This is a genomic window from Micromonospora reichwaldensis, from assembly GCF_031845925.1.
In the GTDB taxonomy this organism is placed as follows: Bacteria; Actinomycetota; Actinomycetes; order Mycobacteriales; family Micromonosporaceae; genus Micromonospora; species Micromonospora reichwaldensis.
Genome location: NZ_JAVRFL010000006.1, coordinates 188,553 through 207,125, shown reverse-complemented (window position 1 = coordinate 207,125; position 18,573 = coordinate 188,553). Strand labels below are relative to the sequence as shown.

The 18,573-nt window shown below is 73.4% G+C and carries 15 protein-coding genes; 11 read left to right on the top strand and 4 right to left on the bottom strand.

Annotated elements, in window-relative coordinates:
* Nucleotides 1–136: 136 nt before the first annotated feature.
* From RM555_RS07455 to RM555_RS07445, 3 genes are all read left to right on the top strand, one after another.
* Nucleotides 137–673 (top strand): hypothetical protein, encoded by a 537-nt coding sequence (locus RM555_RS07455; protein WP_311411010.1) that lies wholly within the window; start codon nt 137–139, stop codon nt 671–673.
* 189 nt (nt 674–862) lie between these two features.
* Complete coding sequence (locus tag RM555_RS07450; RefSeq protein WP_311411009.1) at nt 863–1,201, top strand: ArsR/SmtB family transcription factor; 339 nt, start codon at nt 863–865, stop codon at nt 1,199–1,201.
* Nucleotides 1,198–2,901, top strand: a complete 1,704-nt coding sequence (locus RM555_RS07445; RefSeq protein ID WP_311411008.1) for a SulP family inorganic anion transporter — start codon at nt 1,198–1,200, stop codon at nt 2,899–2,901. The genes RM555_RS07450 and RM555_RS07445 overlap by 4 nt, the downstream gene beginning before the upstream one ends.
* A gap of 85 nt (nt 2,902–2,986) precedes the next feature.
* On the opposite strand, the gene RM555_RS07440 is transcribed toward RM555_RS07445, so the two are convergent.
* On the bottom strand, nt 2,987–3,286 hold the full coding sequence (locus RM555_RS07440; RefSeq protein ID WP_311411007.1) for a hypothetical protein: 300 nt from the start codon (nt 3,284–3,286) through the stop codon (nt 2,987–2,989).
* 287 nt (nt 3,287–3,573) lie between these two features.
* On the opposite strand from RM555_RS07440, the gene RM555_RS07435 reads away from it, so the two are divergent.
* Entirely contained in the window at nt 3,574–4,167 is a 594-nt protein-coding gene (locus RM555_RS07435; protein WP_311411006.1) for a hypothetical protein, read from the top strand.
* A gap of 250 nt (nt 4,168–4,417) precedes the next feature.
* Here RM555_RS07435 and ilvD read toward each other — a convergent pair whose 3' ends face one another.
* Nucleotides 4,418–6,265 (bottom strand): dihydroxy-acid dehydratase, encoded by a 1,848-nt coding sequence (ilvD, locus tag RM555_RS07430; RefSeq protein ID WP_311411005.1) that lies wholly within the window; start codon nt 6,263–6,265, stop codon nt 4,418–4,420.
* Nucleotides 6,266–6,393: 128 nt separating this feature from the next.
* Here ilvD and RM555_RS07425 point away from each other — a divergent pair, with 128 nt between their 5' ends.
* The 5 genes from RM555_RS07425 to serA all read left to right on the top strand — a co-directional run bounded on the left by RM555_RS07425 (nt 6,394) and on the right by serA (nt 14,401).
* Nucleotides 6,394–8,718: a putative bifunctional diguanylate cyclase/phosphodiesterase gene (locus tag RM555_RS07425; protein ID WP_396888714.1), complete on the top strand. Its 2,325-nt coding sequence runs from the start codon at nt 6,394–6,396 to the stop codon at nt 8,716–8,718.
* A 267-nt stretch (nt 8,719–8,985) separates the two neighbouring features.
* Entirely contained in the window at nt 8,986–10,872 is a 1,887-nt protein-coding gene (locus RM555_RS07420; RefSeq protein WP_311411003.1) for an acetolactate synthase large subunit, read from the top strand.
* Nucleotides 10,872–11,387: an acetolactate synthase small subunit gene (gene ilvN, locus RM555_RS07415; RefSeq protein WP_210837033.1), complete on the top strand. Its 516-nt coding sequence runs from the start codon at nt 10,872–10,874 to the stop codon at nt 11,385–11,387. Before RM555_RS07420 ends, ilvN begins: the two co-directional genes overlap by 1 nt.
* Nucleotides 11,388–11,514: 127 nt before the next feature.
* Nucleotides 11,515–12,528, top strand: a complete 1,014-nt coding sequence (ilvC, locus tag RM555_RS07410; RefSeq protein ID WP_311411002.1) for a ketol-acid reductoisomerase — start codon at nt 11,515–11,517, stop codon at nt 12,526–12,528.
* A gap of 274 nt (nt 12,529–12,802) precedes the next feature.
* Complete coding sequence (serA, locus tag RM555_RS07405; protein WP_311411001.1) at nt 12,803–14,401, top strand: phosphoglycerate dehydrogenase; 1,599 nt, start codon at nt 12,803–12,805, stop codon at nt 14,399–14,401.
* A gap of 63 nt (nt 14,402–14,464) precedes the next feature.
* On the opposite strand, the gene RM555_RS07400 is transcribed toward serA, so the two are convergent.
* Both RM555_RS07400 and RM555_RS07395 read right to left on the bottom strand, forming a co-directional pair.
* Nucleotides 14,465–14,821, bottom strand: a complete 357-nt coding sequence (locus RM555_RS07400; RefSeq protein ID WP_311411000.1) for a hypothetical protein — start codon at nt 14,819–14,821, stop codon at nt 14,465–14,467.
* Nucleotides 14,822–15,142: 321 nt separating this feature from the next.
* Complete coding sequence (locus RM555_RS07395) at nt 15,143–15,988, bottom strand: FAD:protein FMN transferase (protein WP_311410999.1); 846 nt, start codon at nt 15,986–15,988, stop codon at nt 15,143–15,145.
* Between the two features lie 223 nt (nt 15,989–16,211).
* On the opposite strand from RM555_RS07395, the gene RM555_RS07390 reads away from it, so the two are divergent.
* Together RM555_RS07390 and RM555_RS07385 are read left to right on the top strand one after the other, a co-directional pair.
* Nucleotides 16,212–17,243: a 3-isopropylmalate dehydrogenase gene (locus RM555_RS07390; protein WP_311410998.1), complete on the top strand. Its 1,032-nt coding sequence runs from the start codon at nt 16,212–16,214 to the stop codon at nt 17,241–17,243.
* A 225-nt stretch (nt 17,244–17,468) separates the two neighbouring features.
* Nucleotides 17,469–18,566, top strand: coding sequence for a branched-chain amino acid aminotransferase (locus RM555_RS07385; RefSeq protein WP_311410997.1), 1,098 nt, complete (start codon nt 17,469–17,471; stop codon nt 18,564–18,566).
* The last annotated feature ends 7 nt before the right edge of the window (nt 18,567–18,573 follow it).

Below are 18,573 nucleotides of genomic sequence, written 5' to 3'. Positions count from 1 at the left end.
TCCGCACCAAGATCTCCGTCGTGCGCACCCCGAGGGCGGGCGGCCCGGTGTCTGGGGAAGGATCCATCAGGAGCGGAGGGCCGGCCGGGGCGGGAGCCGACCCGCGCCGGAGGTCGCACCAGCCACAGGGAGAACCATGATCGCGGAGCACATTCGTGACGCGTCGGCCACGGCGGTCGTGTTCGGTTTCTTCGCGTCCGGCTGGTTCGGCTGGGCGCAGGAGGCGCCGCCCCGGCGGTGGCCACCGTTCCTCGGCGCCGGTTCGGTGCTCTCGTTGCTCACCGCGGTCGCCGGCGGCATCCTGACCTGGCGGCGCTGGTCCGACCCGACGGCCTTCGACGCCGACACCAGCCGTGCCTTCGGAGTCGTCGTGGGCATCGAGTTCGGCGTCGCCGCGCTCGGTGCCGGGCTGCTCGCCCTGCGGCGCCGACGGGACCTGATCCCGGTCTGGGTCGCCCTCGTGGTGGGCCTGCACCTGTTCCCGGTCGCGGCGCTGATCGACTATCCGCTGGTCCACGTGGTCGCCGCCCTGGTGACGGCGGTGGCGCTGGCGGTGGTCCCGGTGGCCCGGGCCCGCGCCGTCGCGGTGAGCGCGGTGGTCGGTCTCGGCGTGGGCGTGGTGCTGCTCGCCGCCGCCGTGTCGTCGCTAATCATCGCGTTGGTCGCGTACTGAGGCGGGCGGCCCGGCCGCACGCGGAGCGGCGGCCGGGCCGTCTGACGCCGACTCCGGCTCGCAGCGGTAGCCGCCCTTGCCGACCGTCGTCGCCCCGGAAGGGGCGGGCCCGGTCGACGTTGAGAGTTGAAGATTTGTGCAAGTGCTAAAGTCGGCAATCGGATGTGGCGTCGCGTGACGGAGGCTGACGTGTCGGTACCGCTCTACCAGGCGAAGGCGGAGCTGTTCCGCACCCTCGGCCACCCGGTGCGGATCCGGGTGCTGGAGCTGCTCCAGGACGGGCCGAAGCCGGTCCGCGACCTGCTGGCGGCGATCGACGTGGAGGCGTCCAACCTGTCCCAGCAGCTCGCGGTGCTGCGCCGGGCCGGCATGGTCACCTCCAGCCGCGACGGCGCCCTCGTCGTCTACGCCCTCAGCACCCCGGACGTGGCGGACCTGCTGGCCGCCGGCCGCCGCATCCTCGGCGCCGTCCTCACCGACCGCGACGCGCTGTTGGACCAGCTTCGGGCCGACGGGCGGGACCGGTGAGCACACTGTCGGTGCGTGACCGGTTCGTCGGGCTGCTGCCACCACGCGCCGACTGGCTGGCGGTGCGCCGCGCGCCCCGGCGCGACCTGCTCGCCGGGCTGACCGTGGCCGTGGTGGCGCTGCCGCTGGCCCTGGCCTTCGGCGTCACCTCCGGGCTCGGGGCCCAGGCCGGGCTGGTGACGGCGGTGGTGGCCGGCGCCGTCGCCGCCGTCTTCGGCGGCTCCCACCTCCAGGTCTCCGGGCCGACCGGGGCGATGACCGTGGTGCTGGTGCCGGTGGTCCAGCAGTTCGGCCCCACCGGGGTGCTGATGGTCGGGGTACTGGCCGGGCTGGTGCTGATCGCACTGGCCCTCGCCCGCCTCGGCCGGTACGTCCACTACCTGCCCGTCCCCGTGATCGAGGGGTTCACCGCCGGCATCGCGGTGGTCATCGCCCTGCAACAGGTGCCGGCCGCGCTCGGGGTCACCGATGCGCACGGCGACCGCGTCTGGGCCGTCGCCGCCGACGCGGTCGTCCGGTTCGTCGCGGATCCACGGCCGGTCCCTGTCGCGGTGGCCCTCGGCGTGGCGGCGATGATGCTGCTCGGTGCCCGATGGCGTCCCGGCTTGCCGTTCTCCCTTCTCGGGGTGGCCGCCGCGACCGTACTGGCCGAGACCGCTCCGGTCGAACTGGTCCGCATCGGCACCCTGCCCGCCGGCCTGCCCGCGCCCTCGCTGGGCTTTCTCGACCTCGACGCCGTCGGGGTCCTGCTGTCCTCCGCCCTCGCTGTCGCGGCGCTGGCCGCGTTGGAGAGCCTGCTCTCCGCCACCGTGGCCGACCAGATGACCGTGGGCCAGCGCCACGACCCCGATCGCGAACTCTTCGGCCAGGGGCTGGCCAATCTCGCCGCCCCCGTGTTCGGCGGGATCCCGGCCACCGCCGCCATCGCACGTACGGCGGTGAACGTGCGCGCCGGCGCGAGTTCGAAGTTGGCCTCGCTCACCCACGCCGTCGCCCTCGCCGGGATCGTGCTGGCCGCCGCGCCCCTGGTGGGCCGGATCCCGCTCGCCGCGCTGGCCGGTGTCCTACTGGCCACCACGGTCCGGATGGTCGAGGCCGGGGCCCTGTGGGCGCTGGCCCGTGCCACCCGGGGCGACGCCCTCGTGCTGGTGCTCACCTTCGCGGTCACGGTGACGCTGGACCTGGTCACCGCCGTGGCGGTCGGGGTGGGCGTGGCGATCGTGATCGCGCTGCGCGCGGTGGCCCGTACCGCCCGCGTGGAACAGGTTCCCCTCGACCCCGGCGAGCACAGCGCCGAGGAACAGGCCCTGCTCACCGACCACATAGTGGCCTACCGGCTGGACGGCCCGCTCTTCTTCGCTGCCGCGCACAGCTTCCTGCTCCAACTCTCCGACGTGGCCGACGTGCGCGTGGTCATCCTGCGGATGTCGCGCGTGAGCACCCTCGACGCGACCGGCGCGCAGGTGCTCGGCGACGCCATCCTCCGGCTCCAGGAACGCGGCATCACCGTGCTGCTCTCCGGCATCGTCCCCGGCCACGACCAGGTGTTGGCCACTCTCGGCGTGGCCGACCAGCTGCGCCGCGACGGCCTGGTCTTCCCCGACACCCCGGCCGCGATCCGGTACGCCCGCACCGTCGTGCTGCCCGGCAGAGAAGGCCTGGCCGGCGACGACGCTCAGGAGGCGGCCAGGGCTGGGTGAGCAGCGTCGTCACGCTCCGGCTGAGGAGGAAAGTGCGAGCGGAGGCGACGAGGTCGGGGTGGTGACTGGCGGCCCGTGCCCGCCGCTACCAGACGATCACGTCGAAGGTGAGCGTCTGCCGTGGTTCGTAGCGCTTGACGGTCAACCACGCCCAACGTTTTTCTGTTGTCCGCACACAGAAGGACTGGTTTGTCCGGAGTTGTTCGCTGATCATCACCACCACGGTGGCGAGTGCGGGGCGGCGTTGCATCCAGAGCCACCCCAGCGCCCAGCAGGCCGCGGCGAGCCCGGCGAGCCCGACCGCCACCACGGCCCAGGCGCCGGCGCTGGTCAGCCACTGCATGACACCCGCCACCGCGCCCACCACGCCGGCAGCCGTCGACACCAGCACGACCCGTCTGTCCGAAGGTGGTGGACTCGGCTGGTTCACGCGCCGCTCCGGGGCGCTCACCGGTGCCGAGGCGAAGATCGGGGGACATGGCTCCATTCGACGCCGCACTCCTCAGTGGAGCCAGGAAGTGTTGCCCATCCGACAGTCCTGCTCGGGGTGCGGTCACGGGATGGACGAACATCCTTGCTGCGCCTCATTGCATCGACAGACAACAATGACGAGGCATCGACGTCTCTCTCGGGAGGTATTACATGAGTCGTTTTCGTCGCATACTGCTCACGATGGCGCTCGTCGTCACTGCGGCGCTGCTGGTACCGGCCACACCAGCCAGTGCCGTTGGTCAGCCGGTGAAGATCTGTTTCCAGGTCGGTGAGTTCGGCGGTCGGCCGATCTTCGACTGTCATGAGATCGTGCTGCCGGAGTTCAAACCGAGACCGATCGGGCCGATCGAGTGTCTGAGTTGCCCGCCGGTCTACGAGTTGTGGGACCGGATCGACCCGGAGAAGCGATTCGAGTATCTGCACCGGCTGGGTCGAGGCATGTCGCTGCTGGGGGAGGCGGCGCAGGCCGCGGACCCGGTCAAGGCCGAGCACCTGCGGGAGTTGGCGACGGAGAGCTTCTGGTCGTCGGCGAAACTGCTGGAGGGTTCAGAGGTGAAGCTCCGCCAGGTCGGCTGGGCGGACCTGAAGAACGAGAAGTTCCACGGCGACCCGGATCCGCAGCCGTCGCTGGTGGCGGGCGGGGAGAACCTGGTTGGCGGGCTCGAACTGATGCAGAAGGCGCTCGGTGATCCGCAGCCAGAGCCCAACATCGCGGCGGCGATGGCCCGCTTCGACCAGGCGTACAAGGACCTCGGAACGCTGTTCGCCGGCTGAGCCTTCGGTGCCCACGGGTGCGACGGTCCCAGGTGCGTCGCACCCGGTGCACGACACCGTTGTCCTTCTGACGTCGTCGACGATCCACCGCCGGCTGGTGGCGCGGCGCGGCCCGGACGTCACCCGCCTGATGTCACCAACGACTCAGCGCGAAAGCGTCCGTACGACCCTTCGCCCCCGGCGAAGGGTCGTACGGCGCCACCGTCCCGGGAGCACGGATACCCGCTCACGAAGACGGCCCGCCGCGGCGCTACTCCGGGACGCGCCGGTAGGCGCCGTCGCTGGCCGAGGTGGCCATCGAGGCGTACGCGCGCAGCGCCGCGGACACCGGCCGCTGCCGGTCGACCGGGGTGTACGGCCTGTCGCGCTTCTCCTGCGCGATGCGCCGGGCCTCCAGCACGTCGGGGGCCACGTTCAGCGCGATCGAACGACCCGGGATGTCGATGACGATCTCGTCGCCGGACTCGACGAGGGCGATCAGCCCGCCGGAGGCCGCCTCCGGGGAGACGTGCCCGATGGAGAGCCCGGAGGTGCCGCCGGAGAAGCGGCCGTCGGTGAGCAGCGCGCAGGAGCGGCCCAGCCCCCGGCCCTTGAGGAACGAGGTGGGGTAGAGCATCTCCTGCATGCCGGGGCCGCCCTTCGGGCCCTCGTAGCGGATCACCACCACGTCGCCGGCGACGATCCGCTTGTTGAGGATCGCCTCGACGGCGTCGTCCTGGGACTCGTAGACCTTGGCCGGGCCGCGGAAGGTCAGGCACTCCTCGGGCACCCCGGCGGTCTTCACCACGCAGCCGTCCGGCGCAAGGTTGCCGTGCAGGATCGCCAGCCCGCCATCGGCGCTGTAGGCGTGCGCGAGGTCCCGCACGCAACCCTCGGCGGCGTCGGTGTCCAGCGACGACCAGCGGTTGGTGGTGGAGAAAGGCTCGACGGTGCGCACCCCGCCCGGGGCGGCGTGGAACAGCTCGACCGCCTCCGGCGTCGGCGAACCGCCCCGGACGTCCCAGTCGGCGAGCCAGCGCTCCAGACTGGGGGAGTGCACCGCGTGCACATCCCGGTGCAGCAGGCCGGCCCGGTCCAGTTCACCGAGGATGGCCGGGATGCCGCCGGCCCGGTGCACGTCCTCCATGTGGTAGTTCGGGGAGTTCGGGGCGACCTTGGCCAGGCAGGGCACCCGGCGGGAGACGGCGTCGATGTCGGCGACGCCGAAGTCCAGCTCGGCCTCGCGGGCGGCGGCGAGCAGGTGCAGGATCGTGTTGGTCGAGCCGCCCATCGCCACGTCGAGCGCGACGGCGTTCTCGAACGCGGCCCGGCTGGCGACCGCGCGGGGCAGCACGGAGGCGTCGTCGCCGTCGTACCACCGCTTGGCGATCTCCACGGCGGTGCGGCCGGCCTCGACGAAGAGCGACCGGCGCGCGGCGTGGGTCGCCAGCGTCGAGCCGTTGCCCGGCAGCGCCAGGCCGATCGCCTCGGTGAGGCAGTTCATCGAGTTGGCGGTGAACATGCCGGAGCAGGAGCCGCAGGTCGGGCAGGCCGACCGCTCGATCTCGCCGAGCTGGTCGTCGGTGACCGCCTCGTTGGAGGAGGCGATCATCGCGTCGATCAGGTCGATCTTGGAGTGCACGACGCCCTCGATCGCCACGGTCTTGCCGGCCTCCATCGGCCCGCCGGAGACGAAGACGGCCGGGATGTTCAGCCGCAGGGCGGCCAGCAGCATGCCCGGGGTGATCTTGTCGCAGTTCGAGATGCAGACCAGGGCGTCGGCGCAGTGCGCGTTGACCATGTACTCCACCGCGTCGGCGATCAGCTCCCGGCTGGGCAGGGAGTAGAGCATGCCGCCGTGGCCCATGGCGATGCCGTCGTCCACGGCGATCGTGTTGAACTCGCGGCCCACCCCGCCGGCCTCCGCCACCGCCTCGGCGACCAGCCCACCCATGTCCTTGAGGTGCACGTGACCGGGTACGAACTGGGTGAAGCTGTTGGCGATGGCGACGATCGGCTTGCCGAAGTCGTCGTCGGTCATCCCGGTGGCCCGCCAGAGGGCCCGGGCGCCGGCCATCGTCCGACCGTGCGTGGAGGTCTTCGACCGCAGCTCAGGCATGCCCACCAGTGTTACACCGCCGCCGGGACGGCCGGCCGCCGTGCGCGACGTGTCCCAAAGGTTGCACACCCGGGCCCCCACACCGCGCGCGCATCCGGCACAGTTGGGACGTGCAGTTCCCCCCGGGCATGGTCGCGGTCGCGGTGCTGTGCGGGCTGGTCGCCGCGGCGGCCGCCGCGCTGTCGGCCGTCGGCGCCCGGCGCAGCGCCGGGCCGCACCGGCAGGCGTACGCGCTGCTCGCCGCCGCGTCCGGGGTGGCGCTGGTCACCCTGCTGGTCGGGGCGGCCGTGGCGCTCGCCACCGCCGGGCACGCGGGGCACACCCCGGACGGGCACACCGGCTGGGCCGGCGTCGTGGCGATCGGCACGGCGACCAGCGGGCTGCTCTTCTCCGCCGGGCTGCTCCGGCTGCCGGGCGTGGCCGCCACGGCGGCGGCCACCGTCCGGCTGGCGCTCGACGGCCTGGTGATGGCGACGGCGTTCTGGTTCGTCGGCTGGGTGGTCTTCTCCGAGCCCACCCGGCTGCTCGGCGACGCCACCCCGGTGGCCTGCGTGCCGATCCTGCTCGCCACGGTCAGCGCGGCCCTGACGGCCGGGCTCGCCCTGATCGTGGCCTTCCGTGCCCCGCCGCCGCGCGGTCGCGCCGCCTGGGTCGGCGTCGGGGCCACCGCCGTGACCTGCGGCGGGCTCGGCATCGCCACCGGTCTCTGCCAGGCCGGGCCGGGCATGGCGCTGGCCGGGGCGGGAGTGCTCGCCGCCGGCCTGGTCGCCGCCGCGTCGGCCGCCCGCCGCCCGGACGCGGCGGACCGGCCGCCGCCCGACCTGATCCGCCGCGACGGCGCGTACGCGTTCGTCCCGATGTTCGCCATGGCGGCCTCGGCGATGTACCACCTGCTCCAGGACGGCCGGTTCGACGCGCTCGGCATCGTCGCCGGCAGCGTGGAGGGCTTCGCCCTGGTGACCCGGCAGTACCTCACGCTGCACGACGTGCGCGGATACGCCCGGCGGCTGGCCGAGCGGGAGGCGCACTTCCGCGAGCTGGCACACACCGACCAGCTCACCGGGCTGGCCAACCGGCGGGGGCTGTTGCAGGCGCTGCACCGGTGCGCCGAGGCCGGCGCCCCCTGCGTGCTGCTCGGGCTCGACCTCGACGGCTTCAAGCACGTCAACGACATGCGCGGCCACGACGTGGGCGACGCGGTGCTGGCCGAGGTCGGCGAGCGGCTGCGCGCCAACCTGCGCCCCGGCGACGTGGCGGCCCGGCTCGGCGGCGACGAGTTCGCGGTGCTGATGCACGGCCAGCCCGCCGACGCGGACCGGGTCGCCGAGCGCCTGCTCGGCGTGCTCGGGCGCGCCTACGACCAGCCGGAGGGGCCGGTCTTCCTGTCGGTGAGCATCGGGGTTGCCGGCTGGACGGGCGAGCCCGACGTGGAGCTGCTGCTGCGCCACGCCGACCTGGCGCTGCGCTACGCCAAGCAGCGCGGCAAGAACCGGATCGAGCGCTACGACGCCGCGTACGACCAGCTGCTGCGCCGGCGCACCACGCTGGAGCACGAGCTGCGCGGCGCGATCGAGCGCGACGAGCTGCGCCTGGTGTTCCAGCCGGTCGCCTCGCTGCCCTCGGTGCGCCCGGTCGGCGCGGAGGCGCTGCTGCGCTGGCGTCACCCGGTGCTGGGCAAGGTCGGCCCGGACGAGTTCATCCCGCTGGCCGAGGAGTGCGGGATGATCGCCAAGCTGGGGGCCTGGGTGCTGCACCAGGCGTGCCACCAGCTCTCCCGCTGGCTGGCCGACGGCCACGACGTCTGGGTCTCGGTCAACGTGTCCCCCCGCGAGCTGCACGCCCCGGAATACGTGGTCCAGGTCGCCGAGGCGCTGCGCGCCCACCGGGTGCCACCGCAGCGGCTTGTGCTGGAGGTCACCGAGCACGCCGTCGCGACGGACCTGGACGAGCTGATCCGGCGGCTGACGGCGCTGCGGCTGACGGGTGTGCGGATCGCGCTGGACGACTTCGGCGCCGGGTACTCCTCGCTGGGCCAGCTGCGCCGCCTGCCGATCGACATCCTCAAGATCGACCACGGGCTGGTCGCGGAGCACGAGCCGGTGCGGCCGGTAGGCCGGGACGGCCCGGCGTTCGCGCCGATGGTCGACATCGTCATGCGCCTCGGCCACCAGCTCGGCCTGGAGGTCATCGCCGAGGGGGTGACCACGCCGACGGAGCTGGCCGCCGTGGTCGCCGCCGGCTGCCGGTTCGGCCAGGGGGCGCTCTTCGGCTGGGGCGTGCCGGCCGAGCACCTGGAGGCGATGCTGGAGGCGGCCACGTCCCCGGGGGCCCGCCCGGCCCCGACGCCCGCGCCGGCCGGCCCGCCCGCGGCGCCGCCGCCCCGGCGGCTGCCGACGCTGCCCGCCCCGCGCCCCTCCGGGCCGGGGTCCGCGCAGGTGGAGCAGGGTTCCTAGCGCCCCGGACGGGTGAAACCCGGCGGTCCGTGAACCAACATGTGGGATCAGTTGACTCATCGCGTGAGATGCGTCAGGCTTGCCGCATGTCGTCGTACCGGTCGCTGCGAGTACTTACCTGAGCGCACTCTCCACGTTGAGAGTGCGCTGGCCCCGTGCATCCTGCACGAGGGCTTTTTTGTTGCCGTCGGACCCATCGACGCCGGGCGTCGCCCGCGTCACCCGCTCGAACAGCCGCACCCACTCCAGCCGAAGGCCTGAACCGCCATGACGAGACCCACGCCAGAGACACTCGCCCACTCCGCCCGGCGGGCCCGCACGGTCGCCGAGCCCGCGAGCGACGCCGAGCACGCCGGCGCCGCGCGCGCCGCGGCCACCCCGGCCGTCCCGGGGGTACGCACACCCGCTCCGGCCCAGGTCAGCGGCGCCGGTTCGCTCGTGCGGTCCCTCGAGGCGCTCGGCGTCGACGTCGTCTTCGGCATCCCGGGCGGCGCCATCCTGCCGGCGTACGACCCGCTCTACGACTCCACCGTCCGGCACATCCTGGTCCGCCACGAGCAGGGCGCCGGGCACGCGGCGACGGGCTACGCCCAGGCGACCGGCCGGGTGGGGGTCTGCATGGCCACCTCCGGGCCCGGCGCGACGAACCTGGTCACCCCGATCGCCGACGCGTACATGGACTCGGTGCCGATCGTGGCCATCACCGGTCAGGTCGCGCGGCCCTCGATCGGCACGGACGCCTTCCAGGAGGCGGACATCCAGGGCATCACCCTGCCGATCACCAAGCACAACTTCCTGGTGCAGGAGGCCGAGGAGATCCCCCGGGTGCTGGCCGAGGCGTTCCACCTGGCCGCCACCGGCCGGCCCGGGCCGGTCCTGGTCGACATCCCCAAGGACGTCCTCCAGGCGCCCACCACCTTCACCTGGCCGCCGACGCTGGACCTGCCCGGCTACCGCCCGACCCTGCACCCGCACGGCAAGCAGATCCGCGAGGCGGCCCGACTGATGGCCACCGCCCGGCGCCCGGTGCTCTACGTCGGTGGCGGCGTGCTGAAGGCCGGCGCCACGGAGGGGCTGCGCCGGCTGGCCGAGCTGACCGGGATCCCGGTGGTCACCACGCTGATGGCCCTCGGCGCGTTCCCCGACTCGCACCCGCAGCACCTGGGCATGCCCGGCATGCACGGCACGGTCTCCGCCGTCTACGGCCTGCAGAAGGCCGACCTGATCGTGGCCCTGGGCGCCCGCTTCGACGACCGGGTCACCGGCAAGCTGGACTCGTTCGCCCCGGACGCGGCGGTCGTGCACGCCGACATCGACCCGGCCGAGATCGGCAAGAACCGGCACGCGGACGTCCCGATCGTCGGCGACGCCCGGCACGTCATCGACGAGCTGATCGCAGCGGTGACCAACGAGCAGGCGGCCGGCCGTCGCGCCGACCTCGCCGACTGGTGGACCCAGCTCGACGACCTGCGCAAGCGGTACCCGCTGGGCTACGAGGAGCCGGCCGACGGCACCCTCTCCCCGCAGTACGTGATCAAGCGGCTCGGCGAGCTCGTCGGCCCGGACGCGATCTACGTCGCGGGGGTCGGCCAGCACCAGATGTGGGCCTCGCAGTTCATCTCCTACGAGAAGCCGTACACCTGGTTGAACTCCGGCGGCCTCGGCACGATGGGCTACGCGGTGCCGGCGGCGATGGGCGCCAAGGTCGGCAAGCCCGACACGGTGGTGTGGGCGATCGACGGCGACGGCTGCTTCCAGATGACCAACCAGGAGCTGGCCACCTGCGCGCTGGAGGGCATCCCGGTCAAGATCGCCGTGATCAACAACGGCAACCTCGGCATGGTGCGGCAGTGGCAGACCCTGTTCTACGGGGAGCGCTACTCCAACACCGACCTCGGCACCCACAAGCACCGCATCCCCGACTTCCTGAAGCTCGCGGAGGCGCTCGGCTGCGTGGGCCTGCGCTGCGAGAACGCCGAGGACGTCGACGCGACCATCGCCGCCGCGATGGCGATCGACGACGCCCCGGTGGTCATCGACTTCGTCGTCGGCAAGGACGCCATGGTGTGGCCGATGGTCGCCGCCGGCACCAGCAACGACGAGATCATGTTCGCCCGGGGCGTCCGCCCGGCCTTCGACGAGGATGACATCTGATGACCATGCACACCCTGAGCGTCCTGGTGGAGAACAAGCCGGGCGTCCTGGCCCGGGTCTCCGGGCTGTTCTCCCGGCGCGGCTTCAACATCGACAGTCTCGCCGTCGGGGAGACCGAGAACCCGGACGTCTCGCGGATCACCATCGTGGTCAACGCCGAGTCGTCCCCGCTGGAGCAGGTCACCAAGCAGCTCAACAAGCTGGTCAACGTGCTCAAGATCGTCGAGCTGGACCCGCAGGTCTCGGTCGCCCGGGAGCTGCTCCTGGTCAAGGTGCGCGCCGACCGCGCGGCCCGGGCCCAGGTGCTGGAGACGGTGGGCCTGTTCCGGGCCCGGGTGGTCGACGTGGCACCGGACACGCTGACCGTCGAGGCCACCGGCACCCCCGACAAGCTCGACGCGCTGCTGCGCGACCTCGAACCGTTCGGGATCAAGGAGATGGTCCAGTCCGGGCTGGTGGCGATCGGGCGCGGCTCGCGCTCCATCACCGCCGGACCCTCGCTCCGGGCCGCCTGACCCCGACCCGGCCGGCGCCCCGCGCCGGCCGGGACCGCCCGACCAGTGCCGGCGCGTAGCGCCGCCTGGGACCGACACCGCACAGATCCACGACGGGCCGCCCGGGCCGCCGTACGAAAGGGAAATCATGAGCGTTGAGGTGTACTACGACGACGATGCCGACCTGGGCCTGATCCAGGGCCGCAAGGTGGCGGTGATCGGCTACGGCAGCCAGGGCCACGCCCACGCGCTGTCGCTGCGCGACTCCGGGGTCGACGTGGTGATCGGTCTGCCGGAGGCCTCCAAGAGCCGGGCCAAGGCCGAGGAGCAGGGCCTGCGCGTGCTCACGCCGGCCGACGCGGCGGCCGAGGCCGACGTCATCATGATCCTCGCGCCGGACACCGCCCAGCGCAGCATCTACGCCGAGTCGATCGCGCCGAACCTGGCCCCGGGCAAGGCGATCTTCTTCGGCCACGGCTTCAACATCCGCTACGGCCTGATCAAGCCGCCGGCCGACGTCGACGTGGCGATGGTCGCGCCGAAGGGCCCGGGCCACCTGGTCCGCCGCCAGTACGCCGACGGCAAGGGCGTGCCCTGCCTGGTCGCCGTCGAGCAGGACGCCAGCGGCAGCGCCCTCGCGCTGGCCCTGTCGTACGCCAAGGGCATCGGCGGCACCCGGGCCGGCGTCATCCGGACCACCTTCACCGAGGAGACCGAGACCGACCTCTTCGGCGAGCAGGCGGTGCTCTGCGGCGGCGCGGCGGCGCTCGTGCAGACCGGCTTCGAGGTGCTCACCGAGGCGGGCTACGCCCCCGAGGTGGCCTACTTCGAGTGCCTGCACGAGCTGAAGCTGATCGTCGACCTCATGTACGAGGGCGGCATCGCGAAGATGCGCTACAGCATCTCCGACACGGCCGAGTACGGCGACCTCTCCCGCGGCCCGCGCGTCATCGACGCCCGGGTCAAGGAGGAGATGCGCAAGATCCTCAGCGAGGTCCAGTCCGGCGAGTTCGCCCGGGAGTGGGTGGCCGAGGACGAGGCCGGCCGGCCCAACTTCAGCAAGTGGCAGGCCGAGGGCGCGGCGCACCCGATCGAGGAGACCGGCAGCAAGCTGCGCGGCATGATGAGCTGGGTCGACCGCCCGATCACCGAAACCGCCTGACGCACACCCCCGGCGGCCCGGCCCGGGCGCTCTCCCCGGCGCCCGGACCGGGCCGCTTCCTGTGCGTACCGCCACGCCGCTCGCCGTCCACCCGCGGGTCGTCACCCGTTGTGAGGGCACTCACCCCGTAGTCCGGGACATGCCGGCCGGCCGGCCCCCTACGATCGCGGGGTAGGTGCGTAGCCGGCACCTGACGGCCATGGCCCGGATCAGCGCAGGGCGCAGCGCGGCGTCCCGCAGCCCGGCCCACCTCTGACGACAACTACGAGGACCAATGACTCCTGTCGTACTGATCGCCGAAGAACTCGCTCCCGCCGCCATCGAGGTGCTCGCCCACGACTTCGACGTCCGGCACGTCGACGGCACCGACCGTCCGGCCCTGCTCTCGGCGCTCTCCGAGGCCGACGCCGTCATCGTGCGCAGCGCCACCCGGATCGACGCCGAGGCGATCGCCGCCGCGCCCCGGCTGAAGGTCGTCGCCCGGGCGGGCGTGGGTCTGGACAACGTCGAGGTGCCGGCCGCCACCGCGCGGGGCGTCATGGTCGTCAACGCCCCCACCTCGAACATCGTCTCCGCCGCCGAGCAGGCCCTCGCGCTGCTGCTGGCCGTGGCCCGCAACACCGCCAGCGCCAGCGCCGCGCTGAAGGCGGGGGAGTGGAAGCGGTCGAAGTACACCGGCGTCGAGATCCAGGGCAAGACCGTCGGCGTGGTCGGCCTCGGCCGCATCGGCGTGCTCTTCGCCCAGCGGATCGCCGCCTTCGGCACCCGGCTGATCGCGTACGACCCCTACATCCAGCCGGCCCGCGCGGCCCAGCTCGGCGTCCGCCTGGTGGGCCTGGAGGAGCTGCTGCGGGAGAGCGACTTCATCTCGATCCACCTGCCGAAGACCCCCGAGACCGTCGGCCTGATCGGTGAGAAGGAGCTGGCCGTCGTCAAGCCCGGCGTCCGGATCGTCAACGCCGCCCGGGGCGGGCTCGTCGACGAGCAGGCCCTGGCCGACGCGATCGCCGAGGGCCGGGTCGCCGGCGCGGGCGTGGACGTCTACGCCAAGGAGCCCTGCACCTCCTCGCCGCTGTTCGCCTTCGACAACGTGGTCGCCACCCCGCACCTGGGCGCCTCCACGGGCGAGGCGCAGGACAAGGCCGGCCTGGCCGTGGCCAAGAGCGTGAAGCTGGCGTTGCAGGGCGAGTTCGTGCCGGACGCCGTGAACGTGCAGGCCGGCGGCGTGGTCGCCGAGGACGTACGCCCGCTGCTGCCGCTGGCCGAGAAGCTCGGCCGGGCCTTCACCGCCGTCGCGGGCGGGGTGGCCGCCAGCGTCACCGTCGAGGTGCGCGGCGAGATCGTCAACCACGACGTGTCGGTGCTGAAGCTCGCCGCCACCAAGGGGCTGTTCAGCTCGGTGGTCGAGGAGCAGGTCACCTACGTCAACGCGCCGCACCTGGCCGCCGAGCGCGGCGTCGAGGTCACGCTGCTCGCCCAGGCCGACTCGGCCGACCACCCCAGCCTGGTCACCGTCCGCGGCGCGCTGCCCGACGGCCGTACGGTCAGCGTCTCCGGCACGGTGACCACCGCCGGCGGCCGGGACGTCATCAAGCTCACCGAGGTCGACGGCTTCGACGTGGAGATCGGCGCGGAGGGCATCCTGGTCTTCCTGCGCTACGTCGACCGCCCGGGCGTGGTCGGCACGGTCGGTACGCTGCTCGGCGAGGCCGGCGTCAACATCGCGGCGATGCAGGTGGCCCGCCGCGAGGCCGGCGGCGAGACGCTGATGACCCTCACGGTCGACCAGGCGCTCGGCGCGGACCTGCTCACCTCGGCGGCGGAGTCGATCGGCGCGGTCGCGGCCAGCGCGGCGGACCTGCGCGACGAGTGACCTGAGCGTGCGAGAGCGGGGGCCCGGCGATCCGCCGGGCCCCTCGTCGTGTCCGGGGAGTGGTCAGCCGGGCAGCCGGGCCGGCGGCGGGTAGACCGAGCCGTCCTGCGCGTCGAAGAGCATCAGGTCGTACGCGCCGGCCAGCCGTTCGATGTCGAGCAGCACCTGGTCCTCGCAGGTCGGGTGCAGGTTCAGCTCGACGTGGTCGCTGGCCGCGTGCAGCGGCGCCACCGCCCACGGGGTGCCGGGGCCGGCCGGCCGGTCCGGGTAGCTGCCGGTGATGGCGCGGTAGAAGGCCACCACCCGCGGGTCCGGGTACCGGTCGACGTGCTGTCCCCGCCGGCACCGCAGCACCGCCGCCCGCACGTCCTCGGGTGTCGCCCCGTCAGCCAGGGCCCACACGCTCAGGTCGAAACTCACGGCGGACAGCGTGCCATCCGCCTGTCCCCGCGTCGAAATCGGCCTGCCGGCCCGGATCGGCACGCTCCAGTCACGACGGTCCGCTGTGGAGACCCTTGCGTTGAGTTGCGTCGATTCGCTAGCGTATCGGTGCGGTCACTGGCCGAGCTCGCGGCGTGGGCCCGTCTTCGGGTGACGAGGTCGACGTCCGGCCGACCGGCCCGCACCCCTCGATTGCGCGAGCCACGCGCACTCGTCGCTGACCGGCCCTCACAGTCGTTGCCGAGACCGTGGGGGCCGATCGCGCGTCCGGCCCACCCGGCGGGCCGACGCGGGACCGGCTCAGCGGCGGTGGGCGAAGAGCACGCGGTAGTCCGACCCGTCGCGGAACCAGTCCAGCCCGGCCGGCCCGGCGGCGTAGAGCGCGGTGGCGTAGGCGTCGGCGACGGCGAGGTCCGGCCCGACGACCGTCGCGGCGACCAGCTGGTCGGCGGGCTCTCCGGTGTGCGGGTCCACCACGTGCCCCTGCCGGCCGCTCACCCCCGAGGTGCCGACCGCGCCCGCCGTCATCTCCAGCACGAGCGGCGCCCGGTGCTGGTCCGTCGGGTGGTGCACCGCCACCCGCCACGGGCCGCCGTGCGCCGCGTGCCCGCGGACGACCAGGTCGGCGCCGCTGAGCACGGCGTAGTCGTGGATGCCGGCGGCGCGCAGCCGGGCGGCGGCCCGCTCCACCGCCCACCCGCCGAGCAGGCCGCCGGGGTCGAAGCCGCCGGGCACCGCCCAGGCGTCGAACCAGCCGTCGGTGGCCGCCCGCATCGCCGCGCAGCGGTCCACCAGGTCGGCCAGCGGCGGGTACGAGTCGGGGCTGATCTCGCCTCGGCGCAGCCGGGAGACCAGGCTCTCCGGCCGGGTCGGGCCGTAGGTGAGGTCGATGGCCCGCAGTTCCGCCACCGCGTCCCGCAGCGCCTCCCCGACACCGCGACGGCCCAGCCACTCGGGGGCGTTGAGCAGCAGCGAGTATTCCGCCGTGGAGGTCCGCACGGCGTGCTGGACGGCGATGCGGTCCTCGCCGACCGTGCCGGACCGGTCCACGCGGTGACTACGGGCGCCCAGCCGCAGGTCCGGCCGGCGCGGCTGGAAGGCCGACTGGTCCACCCATCGGGTCCGTGGCTGCTGGTCGATCCGCATGACGTTGCTCCCTCGCTGACGCCGGCCGCGCCCTCGCGGCCTCCGTCACGGGCCCCCGTTGACCCGCTTGTCATCACGCTAGGCAGCGGAGATGACCCCGCCATGAATGCCACCTGGGAGGATCCTGTGCATCCCCGTTTCCCGCATTCTGGAAGGTCCGTACCGGGAGGCGGGACGGCGGCGTACGGTCGGACGAAACGGCTAGGCGAGGGAGCACAGGGACGTGGCACGGATCGCGGTGGTGGCCGGGGACGGGATCGGACCCGAGGTGGTCGCGCAGGCCCGCAAGGTCATCGACGCCGTGCTGCCGGGGGTGGACGCCACCGAGTACGACCTCGGCGCCGCCCGCTGGCACCGCACCGGCGAGGTGCTGCCCGACTCGGTGCTCACCGAGCTGGCCGGGCACGACGCGATCCTGCTCGGCGCCGTCGGCGACCCGACCGTGCCGCCGGGCGTGCTGGAGCGGGGCCTGCTGCTCAAGCTGCGCTTCGCCTTCGACCAGTACGTCAACCTGCGCCCGTCGCGGCTCTGGCCCGGCGTGCCCGGGCCGCTGGCCAGCGTCAAGCCCGGCGAGGTCGACCTGGTGGTGGTCCGCGAGGGCACCGAGGGCCTCTACGCCGGCGCCGGCGGCGCGCTGCACCGGGGCACCCCGGCGGAGGTCGCCACCGAGGAGAGCCTGAACACCCGGCACGGCGTCGAGCGGGTGATCCGCGACGCCTTCGCCCGCGCCACGCGCCGGGAGCGGCGCAAGGTCACCCTCGTGCACAAGACCAACGTGCTGACCCACGCCGGTTCGCTGTGGGCGCGCGCGTTCGAGGCCGTGGCGGCCGAGCACCCCGACGTGACCACGGAGTACCAGCACGTCGACGCCGCCGCGATGTTCCTGGTCACCCAGCCGCAGCGCTACGACGTGGTGGTCACCGACAACCTGTTCGGCGACATCCTCACCGACATCGCCGCCGCCGTCACCGGCGGGATCGGGCTGGCCGCCAGCGGCAGCATCAACCCCGAGGGGGCGTACCCCTCGATGTTCGAGCCGGTACACGGCTCGGCGCCGGACATCGCCGGGCGCGGCGTGGCCGACCCGGTGGCGGCCGTACTCTCGGCGGCCCTGCTGCTCGACCAGCTCGGGCACGCCGACGCCGCCGCCCGGGTCACCGCGGCGGTGGGCGTGGAGCTGGCCGGCCGGGCCCCGGGCGCGGCACTGCGCACCGAGGAGGTCGGCGACCGGCTGGCCGGGTACGCCACCTCCTGAGGCCGCCGGCCACCCACCCCGAGGTTTCCGTCGACGCCGCCCGGCCGCACCCGGTCCGGCGAGGCCGCCCGGCCGCACCCCGGTCCGGGCGGCGCGCACCCGCCCGGCGCTGCCGGTACGCCGGGCGGCGCTACCCGCTGAACGACCGTTCGGGGTAAGTTTCTCGCACCAGTTTTCTCGGCATGCGGACCCGTGTGCCGTAGTCCCCGCAGGGAGGTCAGCGCGATGAGCGGTGGTGACAAGCTCGACTTCGAGATCCGTCCGAATCCCGCGCCGGTATCCGTCGCCGACCGGGCCGCCCTGCTGGCCAACCCGGGGTTCGGACGGGTCTTCACCGACCACATGGTCACCATCCGCTACGCCGACGGCAAGGGCTGGTACGACGCCCGGGTCGAGGCGCGGGCGCCGATCCCGATGGACCCGGCCGCCGCGGTGCTGCACTACGCGCAGGAGATCTTCGAAGGGCTGAAGGCCTACCGGACGGCCGACGGCGGGGTCACCATGTTCCGCCCGGAGGCCAACGCCGCCCGGTTCGCCGCCTCCGCCCGGCGCATGGCGATGCCGCCGCTGCCCGAGGAGGCGTTCGTCGACTCGCTGCGTCAGCTCGTGGACGCCGACCAGGGCTGGATCCCCGAGGGCGAGGACGGCAGCCTCTACCTGCGGCCGTTCATGTTCGCCAGCGAGGTGTTCCTCGGCGTCCGGCCCGCCAACGAATACCTCTACGTGGTGATCGCCTCGCCGGTCGGGGCGTACTTCTCCGGCGGGGTGAAGCCGGTGACGGTCTGGGTCTCCCCGGACTACACCCGGGCCGCCCCGGGCGGCACCGGCGCGGCGAAGTGCGGTGGCAACTACGCCGCCTCGCTGGTGGCGCAGGCCGAGGCGATCGAGCACGGCTGCGACCAGGTGGTCTTCCTGGACGCGGTGGAGCGTCGCTTCGTCGACGAGCTGGGCGGCATGAACGTGTTCTTCGTCTACGACGACGACACCGTGGTCACCCCGCCGCTGACCGGCACGATCCTGCCCGGCATCACCCGGGAGTCGGTGCTCACCCTGGCCGCCGACGCCGGGCACCGGATCGAGGAGCGGCCGGTGAGCTTCGCCGACTGGCAGGCGGACGCCGCGAGCGGCCGGCTCCGCGAGGTGTTCGCCTGCGGCACCGCCGCCGTCGTCACCCCGATCGGGCGGGTGCGCTTCCCCGACGGCGAGTTCCTGGTGGGCGGCGGCGAGCCCGGGCGGGTCACGACGGCCCTGCGCCAGCAGCTCGTCGACCTCCAGCGCGGCAAGGTCGACGACCCGCACGGCTGGGTCCGCCGCATCCTCTGATCCGCCC